The 15,256-nt window shown below is 39.5% G+C and carries 18 protein-coding genes and 1 pseudogene; all 19 read left to right on the top strand.

Translation table 11 applies throughout. The features are described from left to right. On the top strand, positions 1-1,035 hold a 1,035-nt coding region (locus DWX33_RS01845), incomplete at its 5' end, for a transcription termination/antitermination protein NusG (RefSeq protein WP_122379747.1). 36 nt (positions 1,036-1,071) lie between these two features. Further along, on the top strand, positions 1,072-1,461 hold the full coding sequence (locus tag DWX33_RS01840) for a hypothetical protein (protein WP_122379746.1): 390 nt from the start codon (positions 1,072-1,074) through the stop codon (positions 1,459-1,461). A gap of 544 nt (positions 1,462-2,005) precedes the next feature. Continuing rightward, positions 2,006-2,152: a hypothetical protein gene (locus DWX33_RS22460; protein WP_005856415.1), complete on the top strand. Its 147-nt coding sequence runs from the start codon at positions 2,006-2,008 to the stop codon at positions 2,150-2,152. Between the two features lie 72 nt (positions 2,153-2,224). Next, entirely contained in the window at positions 2,225-2,869 is a 645-nt protein-coding gene (locus tag DWX33_RS01830) for a sugar transferase (protein WP_122379739.1), read from the top strand. Positions 2,870-2,919: 50 nt separating this feature from the next. After that, on the top strand, positions 2,920-3,678 hold the full coding sequence (locus tag DWX33_RS01825; RefSeq protein ID WP_122379738.1) for a DNA-binding domain-containing protein: 759 nt from the start codon (positions 2,920-2,922) through the stop codon (positions 3,676-3,678). 69 nt (positions 3,679-3,747) lie between these two features. Next, positions 3,748-4,074 carry an HNH endonuclease signature motif containing protein gene (locus tag DWX33_RS01820; RefSeq protein WP_122379737.1) on the top strand — a complete coding sequence of 109 codons (327 nt, stop codon included), beginning with the start codon at positions 3,748-3,750 and terminating at the stop codon, positions 4,072-4,074. Continuing rightward, entirely contained in the window at positions 4,056-4,469 is a 414-nt protein-coding gene (locus DWX33_RS01815; protein ID WP_122379736.1) for a hypothetical protein, read from the top strand. Before DWX33_RS01820 ends, DWX33_RS01815 begins: the two co-directional genes overlap by 19 nt. Positions 4,470-4,625: 156 nt before the next feature. Next, positions 4,626-4,922 carry a putative phage abortive infection protein gene (locus DWX33_RS01810; RefSeq protein ID WP_122379735.1) on the top strand — a complete coding sequence of 99 codons (297 nt, stop codon included), beginning with the start codon at positions 4,626-4,628 and terminating at the stop codon, positions 4,920-4,922. 8 nt (positions 4,923-4,930) lie between these two features. Beyond that, entirely contained in the window at positions 4,931-5,260 is a 330-nt protein-coding gene (locus DWX33_RS01805; RefSeq protein WP_122379734.1) for a hypothetical protein, read from the top strand. Between the two features lie 22 nt (positions 5,261-5,282). Continuing rightward, positions 5,283-6,806, top strand: a complete 1,524-nt coding sequence (locus DWX33_RS01800; RefSeq protein WP_122379733.1) for a lipopolysaccharide biosynthesis protein — start codon at positions 5,283-5,285, stop codon at positions 6,804-6,806. Next, positions 6,803-7,522: a 2-C-methyl-D-erythritol 4-phosphate cytidylyltransferase gene (locus tag DWX33_RS01795; protein WP_122379732.1), complete on the top strand. Its 720-nt coding sequence runs from the start codon at positions 6,803-6,805 to the stop codon at positions 7,520-7,522. The genes DWX33_RS01800 and DWX33_RS01795 overlap by 4 nt, the downstream gene beginning before the upstream one ends. Positions 7,523-7,528: 6 nt before the next feature. Next, complete coding sequence (locus DWX33_RS01790; RefSeq protein WP_199713239.1) at positions 7,529-8,545, top strand: NAD-dependent epimerase/dehydratase family protein; 1,017 nt, start codon at positions 7,529-7,531, stop codon at positions 8,543-8,545. After that, entirely contained in the window at positions 8,542-9,291 is a 750-nt protein-coding gene (locus tag DWX33_RS01785) for a LicD family protein (protein WP_122379731.1), read from the top strand. Before DWX33_RS01790 ends, DWX33_RS01785 begins: the two co-directional genes overlap by 4 nt. Positions 9,292-9,369: 78 nt before the next feature. Then, positions 9,370-10,572 (top strand): EpsG family protein, encoded by a 1,203-nt coding sequence (locus DWX33_RS01780; RefSeq protein WP_122379730.1) that lies wholly within the window; start codon positions 9,370-9,372, stop codon positions 10,570-10,572. 43 nt (positions 10,573-10,615) lie between these two features. Then, positions 10,616-11,629: a glycosyltransferase family 2 protein gene (locus DWX33_RS01775; RefSeq protein ID WP_122379729.1), complete on the top strand. Its 1,014-nt coding sequence runs from the start codon at positions 10,616-10,618 to the stop codon at positions 11,627-11,629. Positions 11,630-11,645: 16 nt separating this feature from the next. Then, positions 11,646-12,359: a glycosyltransferase gene (locus DWX33_RS01770; protein ID WP_122379728.1), complete on the top strand. Its 714-nt coding sequence runs from the start codon at positions 11,646-11,648 to the stop codon at positions 12,357-12,359. A 6-nt stretch (positions 12,360-12,365) separates the two neighbouring features. After that, on the top strand, positions 12,366-13,823 hold the full coding sequence (locus tag DWX33_RS01765) for a B12-binding domain-containing radical SAM protein (protein WP_122379727.1): 1,458 nt from the start codon (positions 12,366-12,368) through the stop codon (positions 13,821-13,823). Positions 13,824-13,838: 15 nt separating this feature from the next. Next, positions 13,839-14,591 (top strand): glycosyltransferase family 2 protein, encoded by a 753-nt coding sequence (locus tag DWX33_RS01760; RefSeq protein ID WP_057326348.1) that lies wholly within the window; start codon positions 13,839-13,841, stop codon positions 14,589-14,591. Positions 14,592-14,823: 232 nt separating this feature from the next. Then, positions 14,824-15,192: pseudogene (locus DWX33_RS01755) on the top strand (AAA family ATPase); the annotation flags it as partial. Between the last annotated feature and the right edge of the window lie 64 nt (positions 15,193-15,256).

Below are 15,256 nucleotides of genomic sequence, written 5' to 3'. Positions count from 1 at the left end.
CGCTGGTACGTGCTCACGCTTCCTACTACGGGTGTGGCACGACGTGACAAGATCAGCCCCGCTAAAAGCTTGGATGCCGAGCTTTCCCGGCGCAAGCGTCGTGGGGAGACGTTGTTCGAGTACTTCGCCCCCTCGTACGTGGAGGTGAGGAAGGTGGATGGCAAGATGGTCAACACGAAGCGGCCCCTGCTGTTCAACTACGTGTTTATCCGGTCCTCCGTGGAGGAGATCTTCCAGATGAAGCGCACGCTTCCCCTATACAATTTCCTACCCCGGGTCTCTTCCGGAGGCATGACCCATTTCCCTTACCTGTCGGATAGTGAGATGGGAAACTTGCGTTGGGTGGCGGAATCTTATTCCAACGAGCTTCCGGTCTACGTTCCGGACAGCGGTCGCCTGCTGAAGGGTGATCGCGTACGTATCACGTCCGGCTATTTCGCCGGAATGGAGGCGGAGGTGGTGATCCAGCCGGGTGGCGGTCATAAAGATGTGATGGCTCGTATCCTCGATTGCATGTGGGTTCCCTTGTTGGAGGTGAAGCCGGGCGAGTATGAGCTGATCGAGCTGAACACAAAGGGTAAGCACGTCTATACCCATCTGGATAACGACCGTCTGCGGGAGGGTTTGCACGATGCCTTAGGACGTTACCATGCCTCCGGCAGCGTATCTGAGGAGGATACCCGCTTGGCCCTTGAGGTGTTGAGATCCTATGGTTCTCTCCGTGCGGAGACGGACGTGATGCGCTGCAAGGTCTACTCGTCGCTCCTACCTGCCTACAAGCTGTTGGGCGAGGAAGATGAGTTCGTGCGTTTGCTCGCCACGATGCGAAGCATGCTCCCGGCGGTAAAGGCGGCGCAATCCCGTGCCTTGCTGCTTGTGACGCTCTACGGTTGCACGGACAGCAGTCTCTACCGGCAGATGGCGCACGAGGTGGTGGATCCTTGGCGGTGTGAGTCCTCGCCCAAGAAAAGCAAACAGACTTTAATCCGTCGCTTGGACGATTACGATCGATGGCTGAGACATGATGAACAATGAATAATGAATAATTCAAAAATCATAAATCAAAAAGAAATGTCTTCCCTTCCTTCTGGCGTTCGTTTGGTGGCGTTGCTGAACGAACATTTGGGTGATATCATGAGCCGCGAGCGAACGAACACTGCTTCCATCCATTTGTATTGCACGGGTCCTTACTGGGTGGCGTTCGAGTACTCAGCCTATCAGTTGCGCCGTGCGTTCCCGGACAGCGAGGTTACGCCGATGCGCTTGCTCGGCTACCCGTTTCCTGTGGTGATGGTATCCGTGACGGATCGTTCGCTCCGCTCGTATGCCCGCAAGCACATCTTGCGAAGAAACGATAAGGATTACAAACAGTTGACCGTCCCCGGTTTTTCCCTGTCTGATTACCAAGGCTGGCATAAGAGAGAGGTGGAGGGATTGCCATTGCTAAGCGAGACCGTATGAGTGTGGCATACGTATAAGGGCATCGTTTTACACGTATATCGACGTCGCCCCACACGTATATCGGTGTAGGCCTATACGAACGTAGGCGTGAGTCGATGCCGATATACGTGCGGGATGGAACCGATGCCGGGGAAAACAGGTGCAAGTAATGCAAGTAATGCAGCACCTTTTTCCCACACACGCACGTGTACATTAATATATGTCGAATCAAACTTTCATACGGCTATCCAGCGTTTCTCATCCGGATCGTTCCATGCCTTGTTTGTGATCGTTTAGTGTAAAATTCTTGTTCTATATAATGTACGCACGTGTGTGGGAAAAAGGTGCTGCATTACTTGCATTATTTGCATTACTAGGGCCTATCCATAAGGACATAGATGTATAAAAATAATAACAAACCAGACATGTATCACAGACAATCATTTCCCCGTTTGGGCGATTACATCGCCACGGTTTTACAAGTCACCAGACTGACCAAGTCCATTATCCGCGTAAGCGGAGGCATTGGCAGTGACACTTACAATTCTTTTAAAAAGGCAAGGACATGCACTTTAGCGTTTACTATCGTTTGGTAGATCTCCTTTGGGACCATCTGTCGGACGAGGAACTTTTCCGCCGTCTGGCACGTGAGGCCTTGGAGCGGTATATCGATTATAAGAAAGAGGAGGAAATGAACGGAGGAAAGAAATAATTTAAGGATGGGCTATGCAAATGAGATTAAGTTTTAACCTCGTGCCTGCCTTCATCGACTAATTAACTAGCCATGATTTTAGAAGAGAGTTTTGGAAAATCTACTGATTTTATCTCAGATGGGATGAACGCCTTCGAGCGTAACGTGAAGCGTATAGGGGACTGCCTTTTGGCCTTTATCGCCTTGGTCGTATTCTCCCCTTTGTTCTTGATCTGTTACATCGCCGTAAGGCGCGAGGATGGCGGTCCTGCCATTTTCAAGCAGGAGCGTATCGGTCGTTTCGGTCGCCCGTTCAACATTTATAAGTTCCGTAGCATGCGTTTGGACGCTGAGAAGTTTGGTCCTGCCCTTTACAAGGGAGGTGCGGATCCCCGCATGACCCGTGTGGGCAAGTTCCTGCGCGAGCATCATCTGGACGAGCTGCCTCAATTGTGGAACGTCTTCATCGGCGACATGGCCTTCATCGGCCCCCGTCCGGAGCGCAAGTTCTACATTGACCAGATCATGGAACGCGATCCCCGCTATCGTTTCTTGTACCAGATCCGTCCGGGGGTGACCTCGTATGCCACGCTCTACAACGGCTATACGGATACGCTGGAGAAGATGCTTCGTCGATTACGCTATGACTTGTTCTATCTGGAGCACCGCTCGTGGTGGTTCGATTTCAAGATATTGGTGAAGACGTTCTTGAACATTGCGTTCGGGAAGAAATTCTAGACAAAGAAAGCAGGGAACGGTAATTTCGCCCCCCTTTAAGTCAAAATACCATGAAGAAAGTATTGAAAGGCTGGCTCATCGACAATTCGGTGACCACCGACAACAAGACGGACAAGATCCTGCTGCTGGCTTCGGCCGGGAGTTTAACATTGGATGACGTGTTGGAGGAGATGTACAAGCAAGACACCGGTCTACGCCCGGAGACGATGCGTTACTCTGTGACTCTCTACCATCGGGTAGTAATGGACTTGATCTTAAACGGCTATAGCGTGAATACGGGTCTGTTCCGTGCCGTCCCCCAGTTGAAAGGCATGGTCGAGGGCGGCGTTTGGAACAAGGAGAATAATTCCATCTACGTCTCTTTCACGCAAGACAAGGTTCTGCGCGAGGCGATCGCCAAGACCGTGGTGGAGATCCTCGGCGAGAAGTCTAACACCATGTACATCCAGGAGACCGAAGATCGTAAGACGGGCTTGAAGGATGGCAGCGCGACAGCGGGCCACAACTTCTTCGTCCGTGGCACGATGCTGAAGGTAGTTGGTGACAACGAGTCGGTAGGCGTTACGTTGACCGATTCCAAGGGTGCCGCCACGAAACTGACGGATGACCAGATCACGATCAATAATCCCTCCTCACTCACGCTGCTCCTGCCGGCCGGCCTGACCGAGGGCGAGTATACGCTGACGGTGACGACTCAGTATTCCAACTCCTACACGCTGAAAGTTCCTCGCTGTATCAGTACCTCGATCTGGATTGGCGGCAAACCGGCTGATGGAGGCGGTGACAGTGAGAGTCCGGATGAGATTTGATGATCTTATGGGTTGGAGGTTCTTTGTCCCATGCCTTGGGACAAAATATAAATTAAAAATCATATACGTATGGCACGATTCAGTGAGCAAATGATTGATAACGTATGGCAAAATGCCAGCACGGAAGATGGCTATAATCCTGATATTTGGCGGAAAGGTTTTGCCTCTGCTTGGATACGGAGGGATTTGTATGGCGTACAACATCCTTTTGGATGGGAGATCGACCATTTGAAGCCAATCGCTAAGGGAGGAACGGATGATTTGTCTAACTTACAGGCGGTACATTGGCAAAACAACCGGAAAAAGGGAGATGACTATCCGAGATTTTATACATCTTTGAGCTCTGAGGGAAATAAGAATGTGGAAAAGGTTCAGTCATGGAAGGTAGGAAGATAAGAAAAACTTCTGACAAATGGTGGCGAACTCTATGGGATAGGATTGTCAAAAATGTTAATGAGATTATCATTTTTGTTATTCTGCTCGTAGGGATTATCTTTTTTTCTTTACATAGGACTTATGACATCTCTGCTCCGATAGATGCGGGGTTATGGGGACAATATGGTGATTATGTAGGGGGGATTATCGGCTCGTTGATCGCTTATGTCAGTGTCCGCCTGTTGAACCGTAATTTGCAGGAGCAGATAGAGGCGAACAAGGCGATCCGTCAAAATAATGAGAATAGCCGTAAGGTCTTTGAACTTCAGCAATTCGATAAGACCTTTACGACTTTGGTTGAGTTGTATCGTGAGAGGAAGGAACAGTTGGGGAAAATCGATTTTAAAGTATTATAATGATTTCAATTGTAAGAAAATCGCTTATAGAGATCGAGTAGAGGAGGCTAAAAGTGAATTCTCTAAATTTTATGCGACGAACCGCTTGGTGCTATCTGCTTATTTTCGATTGCTTTATCGTATTATGCAGACGATTAGTGAGGCTCAAGTGGATGGATGTGTGAAGTTGAGTATGCCAAGATTTTACGTTGCCTTCTGACAGAAGACGAACTGTTTTTATTGCGATATAATGCGATGACTCATTATGGGAATAAAATGCAACCCTACATCAACCAATATAATTTATTGAAACACCTTCCGTTGATGCGTTTATTGGAATTCCATTTCGAGTCTGTGTCTACACTTTCCGCTCAATATAAGGATTTGTTTGACAATATATTTCTGGACGTACGGAAATATTTAATTAATACGCTCTGTCAGATATCAGAGGAGAATAAATTTGAGAAGAAGTAAAAGTTCGGATGGTCGTACGTTTTAGGGTACTGGTAAGCCCGGAGATTTCTAAAAAGAATAGCGTAAAGATATCGGTGGAATATACGGTAACAGGAACTTCTGTGGAGAGTCGGATCGTTAAAGACGAGGCGATTATTAAATTGTTGGAATATTTCATGTCGGAGGTATTTGTACATGTTTCGTTCGGACGTTATCAAAAGGCGGAGAAGATACAGACCCAAGCGGATTCGAACTTGGAGAAAAGATCACGAAAACATACTATCTGGGCTGTCATAAATCATACGGATGGTTTCCCCTTACTTCTCTCGCAGGGGCAATTGACTGAGCCGGAAAAATAAGATAATTATTGAAACTTTTTTCATGCCTGTTACATCAGAAAATAATAAACGGATAGCGAGGAATACGTTGTTTCTTAGTATTCGAATGATATTCGTATTAAGTTTGACATTTTACACAACTCGTGTTATATTAAACCTGTTGGGGGTTGTTGATTATGGCATCTATAATGTGGTTTGTGGTTTTGTGAGTATGTTCACGTTTCTCAATACGTCCATGTCAAATGGAATTCAGCGCTTTTACAGCTTTGAACTAGGTAAGAATGGAGAGAAAGGTTTGAATGAAGTGTATAATACCGCAATCATTCTTCAACTATTATTGGCTATATTTTTAATTTTATCAACAGAAAGTTTAGGTGTATGGTATATTAATTATAAAATGGAAATACCTCAAGATCGTTTGTTTGCGGCTAATTGGATTTTTCAGCTTTCCTTGCTGAATTTTATCGTTATTATTATGCAAGTACCCTATACTGCAGCGGTAATAGCTTATGAAAAAATGAATTTTTATGCCATTATTAGTGTGCTTGATGCGATATTGAAATTGCTTTTTATATTTGTGATTCCTGTGTTTAAAAGTGATATGCTTATTGTATATGGTGTTTTTATGCTACTAGTTAGTATGGTGGATTTTAGTCTCTACTATATTTATTGTAAACATTGTTTTGAAGGTATTAAATGGAAATTTTGTAGACGAAATGACTTGTTTAAATCTGTGCTTGTGTTTTCTGGATGGAATATATTTGGCTCTTTCTCTGGTATGATGAAAGAGCAAGGGATAAGCTTGGTCCTAAATCTGTTTTTTGGGCCTGTAGTTAATGCTGCCCGAGGGATTGCAGTTCAAGTTAATGCAGGATTGCAATCTTTTGTTAGTAATATGTCAATTTCTGTACGTCCACAAATTGTACAATCATATGCTGTTGGTAATATTGATAGAGCCATTAAATTGACCTATTGTATAAGCAAATTTAGTTGTTTATGTCTATATGTCTTAGCATTACCTATTGTATATAATATTAATTGGATACTAAAAATATGGTTAGGGGATGCTGTTCCTGAAAATACGAGCACCTTTGTGGTGGTGGTGGTGTTAATTTCTTTTTTAAATAATCTGAATTCTGCTATTTCTAGTATTGTTCATGCGGTAGGTAAAATGAAATTGTATCAGCTGTCTACGAGTTTTTTTGCTCTTTTAGCTATTCCTATATCATATGTGGGATTAGAAAGAGGTCTTTCGGCTGTGTTTGCGTTTTGGATGGTTTTTATAACCATGTTGTTTGTTCAAGTAATAGCTGTATTGGTGCTTAAAAAACTAATGAATATTTCTTTGAAAAAATATCTTAAAGATGTAGTACTACCAATTTTTTTAGTTGTAGTATTAACTTTTTGGATTCCATATATTTTAGTTGGTCAAATAGAAGGATGGATTAAATTTGTTATGACAATTATTGTTTCTTTGATAGTTAATTTGTTTGTCATCTATTTTGTGGGATTAACTCATTATGAACGCAAAATAGTTGATGATTTTATAAATAAATTGAGATTATGAATATTGCACTTCTTACAGCGGGAGGCTCTGGTAACCGTATGGGACAAGAGATTCCGAAACAATTTATGTGTATTGATAACAAGCCTATCATTATTTATACACTACAGGCTTTCCAAATTAGTCAAGATATTGATGCGATCGCAATAGTATGTATTAAAGGTTGGGAAATCTTTTTGAATGCATATGCTAAGCAGTTTAATATTACAAAATTGAAATGGATTTTTGAAGGTGCTGAAACAAATCAAGACTCTATCAAAAATGGTATTTTGGGACTGCGAGAAGCTGGTTGCAGTGAAGAGGATATAATTCTAGTGCATGATGGTGTACGACCTTTAGTATCTTCTGAAATTATATCTAGGAATATTGAAATTTGCGAGAAATATGGATATGCTGTAACTGGATTAATGTGCAAGGAGGCTATAATGGAGCGTGTGGAAGATAATGTCCATGAAATTTCTATTCCACGTGAACGCTTGGTTAGGACACAAACACCTCATACTTATCGACTAGGAACTTTACTTAATGCTCATATAGAAGCAGAACAGTTACATATTGCAAATACGGTTGCCTCGTGTACATTGTTTGCTTTGCTTGGGGTAAAAGAGCAGCATTTAGTGTTAGGATCAGAGAAAAATGGACTTAAACTTACTAAGCCTGAAGATGTAGAGCTGTTTAAGGCATTAATTCATTCTGATCCGGAAATTTGGATAAAGTGATTGATTATGTATTTAGATGACGTGAAAAAAGTGGCTTCAGCCAATCTTCCATGGGAAAAGTTAAGGAATAAAAATATTCTTGTTACAGGTGCTACAGGATTGATAGGCTCTGCCATAATAGATATTCTAATGGTACATGAAAAAAGGGACTACAATGTTTATGCCTTAGGGAGAAATAGAGAAAGAGCGCATAAATTGTTTTTTGCTTATTCAAAAATTCCATCATTCCATTTTATATCACATGATATAACAGAACCTTTATCAACAGAGACAGACTTTCATTATATTATCCATGCGGCAAGTGGGGCGAATCCCGTAGAGTATAGTACGGATCCAATTGGTGTTATAAGAGCGAATATTAATGGGGTTGATAATCTTCTTTCTTATGGTTTAAATCATTGTTTGGAAAAATTTGTATTTGTATCTTCTGGAGATATATATGGCGAGGGAGATGGTAGAGTATTCACGGAAGATTACAGTGGATATGTAAATCCACTCAATGTTCGTTCATGTTACACATCTTCTAAAAGAGCCGCAGAGACTCTTTGCGTTGCCTATGGGTATCAGCATGGAATTGATATAAGTATTGCTAGACCATCGCATACTTATGGTCCTCATTTTACGGAGAAAGATACACGTGTTTATGCACAGTTTATACGGAATATTCTTCGAGATGAAGATGTTTTAATGAAAAGTTTAGGTGAGCAATATCGTTCGTGGTGCTATGTCGTAGATTGTGCCTTAGGTATCATTTTCGTGATGTTAAAAGGCGCAAATAAAGAGGCTTATAATGTGGCAGATGAGGATAGTAATATTACTATTCGTCAATTGGCAGAAATGATAGCGGAGATTGGAGGAAAAAAAGTGATCGTTGATTTACCTACAGAAATGGAACTCCGGGTTTTTAACCCTGTTTCAAAATCTTGTTTTGATACATCTAAACTACGTGCATTAGGATGGAGTCCAGTTTTTTCAATGAAAAAAAGTATTATTAATACGATTAGTGAAGTTCAAATAAAATGAGAATAAAAATATCACCAAGGTTAATGGAAATTGCATATCATGTTGCAAAAATTCCAGGATTTAAAATTTTATTAAAACCTTTATATTATCTATATATAGATATTATTAGGAGAAATAGAAATTTGATTTTTCGTTCAAGAGCATTGACCGTATTCAAAGAGTTTGATAAAATACTAATGCAAAATGGAATCCATTATAGTGCGTTTGCAGGCACATTGCTAGGGGCGATTCGTGAAAAGGGATTCATTAAACATGATTGTGATATTGATGTTTGTATTTGGTATAAGGATTTCTCGCCGAAGATGAAGAGCCTTCTTGAAAGTTTTGGTTTTAAATTGGTGAGAAGATTTGAGGTTGATGGAGGAAGTAAGGCTAGTGAAGAAACATACCAGAAAGATGGTATAGATATAGACATATTTTATATTTACTCTGATGATAGATGTTCATCTTATCAGTGTGATTTCTGGCGTGTAGAAGGTATGGGGTCACTTCAAGAATCAATGAGAAGACTTGGATATGTTAAAGTGAGACGTATAGAGTTTCCTGTTAGTTATGATGTGGTTAGGGTTCCTTTTGAAACAATAGAAATAAACGTTATGCTAAATGCTAACGAATGGTTGTTGATGCGTTATGGGGATGATTATATGATTCCTAATCCTAAATTTCATGATACAAATAATCCTAAAATGTTTGAATGGGTAGGAGTTAAGGCTGTGTTCTTGTCTAATGAAAAATATAAAATATGATTTTTAAACTGTATTTTATTGTTGATAAAAAGCTATAATATTATCTATATTGAAAGATGGAGTTTTAGAAATGATATTATGAAAAAGATCATTGTGAGTATGCTGTTTGTGGTATGTCCAGTGCTATCATTATCTTCTTTGTTTAAAGAATGTTGTGATAATAAGCGATATTCTTATTGGATGTTCGCCTTTTTTATGGGTTTATGTTCGTTGTTGTTAGTTCCTCCTCATGATGATTTATTTCGTAATTTTAAAATATATACAGATTGGATAGAGGGGGCTTCTTGGAATGATTTTCTTTTATATCTTTCGTATAATGTGAAATTTGACTTTTTAGTTTATTTATTAGAGTGGATTTGTCAAAGTATTGGTTTGTCTTTCGGGTTTGTTAGATTAATTTTGGTTTTTGTAAGTTATTTGTTGTTTTTTTATATTTTTGATTTTTTTAGCAAGGAACAATATTCTTCAAAGAAAGATAGGTATCGCTGTTTTTGGATGATTTTGCTTATTATGCCATTTTTGTCTATTTCTACAGGATTGCGTTATGGTACATCTGCATGTATTTTTTCCTATGTTTTTTGTATGTGGTTTATATTTAATAAATATTGTTGGTGGCATTATTTGTTCTTGATTTTGGGAGTTTGTACTCACTTTTCTATGCTTATATTAGTATTGGCCTTGTTTGTTAGTTTTTTTATGCCTAATAATATGAGAAAATCCATTTTCTTTTTGATCTTTTTTGTATTGATTATAGGATCTAATCTATTTCCTCTGTTACTTGAGTTACTCCCAATATCTGATAGCTTGAATAATTATCTGTTGGATTATATAGAAGGTCGTTATAGTGATGGTAGCTATTTAGAAGGTCATAATATTTTCTTTTGGATACCTTATGTTGTAAGGTATTTAGTCGTTTTGATGTTTTTCTGTGTGATATGTAAAAAAGTTCCATATAATAAAGAAACTAAAATTTTGTATGTTATTTTTTTATTATTCGCTTTTACTTTGCCATATCATGCGCTAAATAAAAGAATAGATTATTTCTTTACTCTGCTAGGTGGTCTTTATATCTTAAAATATGTGGGTGTTCGTAAATTGTTTTTGAATTTATTAATGCTTTATACCGTTTTTACTATTTTGCTTAGTTGGAGAGGGTATACTATTACAAGATGGTATGGATTGTTTGCTCCTATTCCAATAGCTATAAATATGGATTATGATCAAAAGTGGGTCTATGAAAATATAAATTATAAAGGAGAACGTGTTGTTTATGATCGTTAATGCCTGAGAAAAATGAATTTTAACTGATTAAAGTAAGTATGTTATGTTGGATAAAAGTGATAGCTCTCTGTTGTTATCTGTGGTCATCCCTGTTTATGGAGTGGAAAAGTATATAGAACGCTGTGCAAATTCTTTGTTTAACCAAAGTATGACGGATAATATAGAGTTTATTTTTGTAGACGATTGTTCTCCCGATAATAGTATTCTGCTTGTTCATAAAGTACTGCAACAATATCCCAGACGTTTATCTCAAGTGCGTTTTTTGAGGAATGAATCTAACAGAGGATTGGCTTTTACTCGGCAAAGAGGAATGGATGTTGCTAGAGGGGAGTATATAGCACATTGCGATAGTGATGATTGGTTGGAAGCGCAAATGTTTCAATTAATGATAAACAAAGCGAAAAGCGATGATGCGGATATTGTCTGTTGTAATTATATAGAAGAATATAGTCATTTTAATCGTGTTGTAAAATATTCTTATATAGAAGAAAATAGTGATATTGTTAAAAGATCATACCCTAGCATTTTAAACTCTTCATTATGTAATAAAATTATTCGAAGAAGTTTATACTTAGATAATAATATTCGCTGGTTTAGTGGAGTGAATATGCAGGAGGATTTAGGGATGACACTTCGTTTGCGAGTGCTTTCTAAAAAAACAGTTGTAGTTTCGCATGCGTTTTATCATTATAATTTGCAAAATGTTGGGGCTATAACTAGTATCCCTAGATTATCGAGTGTTAATGAACAAGTTCTTTGCGCAAAATTGCTAACTCAATGGTTTGAAGATAATATGGGAAATGACTATGTATCTTTGTTGAAGCGTATTCGTTTTTGGGCAAAGACACCCTTAGTTGTTCATCATTCTCTTTTTGACTCTGAAAGATGGAGGCTTGTTTTTCCAGAAACAAATAAAAATGTTTGGAAAATGTCTCAAGGAATGCCTTTTTATAATCGTATACTCATATGGTTTGTTGCGCATGATCTGGATCGATTGGCGCAAACATTTGTTTGGCTGATTTCTTATTTGAGGATATTAAAGAGGTGTTTTAGATGATAAATTTTATTTGTGGATGATTTCTGTATGTATGGCTACCTATAATGGTAGTAAGTATATAAAGGAGCAGATAGATAGTATTTTATCCCAGCTGTCTCCTATTGATGAATTGGTAATATCTGATGATCACTCAAAGGATTCTACATGTGATATTATAAGATCTTATAAAGATGGTAGGATAAAATTATTCCTTAATGAATTGCCTAAAGGTGTCACTCATAATTTTGAAAATGCCCTTTTACACTCTAATGGTGATATCATATTTCTAGTCGATCAAGATGATGTCTGGTTACCGAATAAGATAAAGGAGTTAAGAGATTTCCTTATTCAAGGTAATTATGACTTGGTTACCTGTAATTGCGCTTTGACTGATTCAGAATTGAATATAACTCAAGATATGTTTTATGTAGAGCAATCGCCTTTAGATAAGAGTGCTTTGGAAAATTGGGTGAAAAATCTATGGCTAGGTAGTTGCATGGCTTTTCATCGTAAAGTCCTTGAAGCAACTTTGCCATTTCCAGACAAAGTGGTAGCTCACGATTTATGGATTGCATTATTTAGCCAGATTCACTTCAAATGCGGTTATTACCCCAAAGTCTTGCAATTGTATAGAAGACATGAAAATACTGTATCTTTTGCAGGTGCGAAAAGTACCAATAGTTTTTGGTATAAGATTGCTTATCGTGTCTATCTAGCTTATTTTTTGTTGATAAGAAGCATTACAAAATAATTAATTATGAATATCTATTTCATCAATCCCCCTTTCAAAGCTGAGTATGGAAAATTCTCTCGTGAGTCCCGTAGTCCGGCAATTACGAAAAGTGGGGCTTTATATTATCCTCTATGGCTGATTTATGCGGCTTTGTATTCAAGCAAACAGGGACATAATGTCTCTTTTTTGGATGCTTCAGCTAAACAGTTAAATGAGGAACAGTCTTTAAACATTATTCGGAAGACGGATAATGAGCATTCATTGTTTGTTTTAGATACAAGTACGCCTTCCATTAAAAGTGACGTTGCTTTTGCCGGGAAGCTGAAGGCATTGTATCCTCACTCGTTTGTCGTGCTTGTGGGGACTCATCCTTCGGCTTGCGCAGAAGAGACGTTGGGTTATTCGAATGCGGTGGATGCGGTCGCTATTGGGGAATATGATTGTATCGTGAATGAGCTAGCGAATGTTCTGGACGCAGGAAAGGATCTGCGGGAGGTTCGAGGGCTTTGTTTTTGGGACGGGAAGGAGTTTGTACGAACTGCGCATATGCCACCGATGAAGAATTTGGATGATCTTCCTTTTGCCTCACAATTTATCAAGGAACATTTAAATGAGAGGGATTACTTTTTCGCTGCTGCCACATATCCCTCTATCCAGATATTTACCGGGCGTGGATGTCCCTTCCGTTGTAATTTCTGTGTCTATCCGCAAACGATGCATGGGCATGCTTTTCGGGCACGATCCGCAGAGAATGTGGTGGCCGAGTTCGAATACATTGCCGCTAATTTCCCAGATGTGAAGGAGGTAGTAATCGAGGATGATACATTTACAGCCAATAAGAAGCGAGTATTGGACATTTGTCGTTTGTTAGTGGAAAAGAAATTGAATAAACGGCTGAAATGGTTATGTAATGCTCGTGTGGACCTTGATTTGGAAACGATGTTGGCTATGAAAAAGGCCGGATGTCGTTTGATTATTCCGGGTATAGAGAGTGGTAGCCAACAGATATTGGATAACATCAAGAAAGGAACGAAGGTGGAATATTTCTATCAGTATGTTGCCAACGCTAAAAAGGCGGGTTTGTTAATACATGCTTGTTATATGGTCGGTAACCAAGGCGAAACCCGGGAAACCATGGAAGAGACTCTTCAGTTAGCGTTAAGGTTGAATACGGATACCGCCCAGTTTTTCCCGTTGATACCTTATCCCGGTACGGAGGCTTATCAGTGGGCGAGGGAAAATAACTATATAGAGACGGATTATGAGAAGTATTGTTTGCCGGATGGTACACATAACACCGTATTGTCTTTACCGGATCTTTCCGCAGGGGAAATGGTTGATTTCTGTAATAGGGCACGGAAGAAATATTATTTACGTGCCAGTTACATTTTACACAGGCTGAGAGTCGGTTTGCGTAATCCTTCAGACTTGAAACGTTCGCTTAAGGCATTCGCTAAGTTGAAACGTTATTTATTTAAATAATCATTTGTATTTAACGTGTTGCCTCTTGTATCCATTATAACCCCGTGTTATAATGCGGCTCCTTTTATATCCCAAGCGATTGAGTCCGTATTGGCTCAATCGTTTGGGGATTGGGAGATGATTATTGTGGATGATTGTTCTAGTGATGATTCACTCTCAATCATTCAAAAGTATGCGAGAATAGATTCCCGTATTCGATATTTACGGACGGATAAACCATCCGGTTCGCCTACGTTACCCCGTAATATGGGAATAAAGGAAGCGAAAGGACGGTATATTGCTTTCTTGGATAGCGATGATATATGGTTACCGAATAAGCTAAGCGATCAGTTAAAAGTCTTTGAGAAATCTGAGGTCGCTATTGTTTTCTCTAACTATGAGAAAGTAAGTCTAGGCGGAGAGCGATGCGGGCGTGAGGTAATAGCTCCTTGTGAGGTTGATTATCCTTTGTTATTGAAAGGGAATTGTATAGGATGCTTGACAGCCATGTATGATTCAGCCTTGACGGGAAAGATATTTTTCAAGGAAATTGGGCATGAGGATTATGTATGTTGGCTTTCTATCTTAAAGCAAGGGTATAAAGCGCAGAACACAAATACGGTGACGGCTCTTTACCGAGTTAGTGACCATTCGGTCTCTTCGAATAAATTAAAAGCCATGCGTTGGCAGTGGAACATTTTGAGAAATGAGATGGATTTGCCGGTGTATAAGGCTGTTTATTATTTTATTCATTATGCGATTAGAGCTTTTGCTAAGGCTATGAGGTGATCTTACTCAGTGAAATATTTGTATGCCTTAGATCTAGTGCTTACTCAGTTAGACAAACTGTCTTGTAAAATAGAGGGCGATATTCTACTTCCAGCTTATGGAAAGTAAAATATCGCCCTCTATTAGTGTAGAAAAAATTGAGTATTTCATAGAATGAAAACTATAATCGGAGACTTGTTCCGGAAAAAAGTTCTATCTTTGTTCAACAACAGGTGTGGTAAGAAAAAAGGTTATGACGACTATGCGTAAATTACCGATAGGAATACAGAGTTTCGAAAATATTCGGAATGAGAACTATTTATATGTGGATAAGACCGCCTTGATTTACCAATTGGTGACGAAAGGTAAGCCTTACTTTCTGAGTCGTCCTCGCCGTTTTGGGAAAAGTTTATTGATATCTACGTTAGAAGCCTATTTCCAAGGGAAAAAAGAACTGTTTAAAGGATTGGCTATCGATCAGCTAGAGCAGGATTGGAATGTTTATCCGGTATTGTATTTCAGTGATTTGAACCAACTCAATGATATAAGTTTAGACTATGACTATGCGACCCTTTGCGGGATTACCCATGCGGAGTTGGTCGATAATCTAACACCGGAATTAGGAATGCGAGGGGAAAGATTAGGGGTGTCTTTATGTTAAATCCCATCCGTATGTGGGCGAGTTT

This window comes from Parabacteroides sp. AF19-14 (genome assembly GCF_003635485.1).
Lineage (GTDB): Bacteria > Bacteroidota > Bacteroidia > Bacteroidales > Tannerellaceae > Parabacteroides > Parabacteroides distasonis.
Note: the sequence above shows the minus strand (reverse complement) of the source record. Positions and strands in the feature narration are given on the sequence as shown.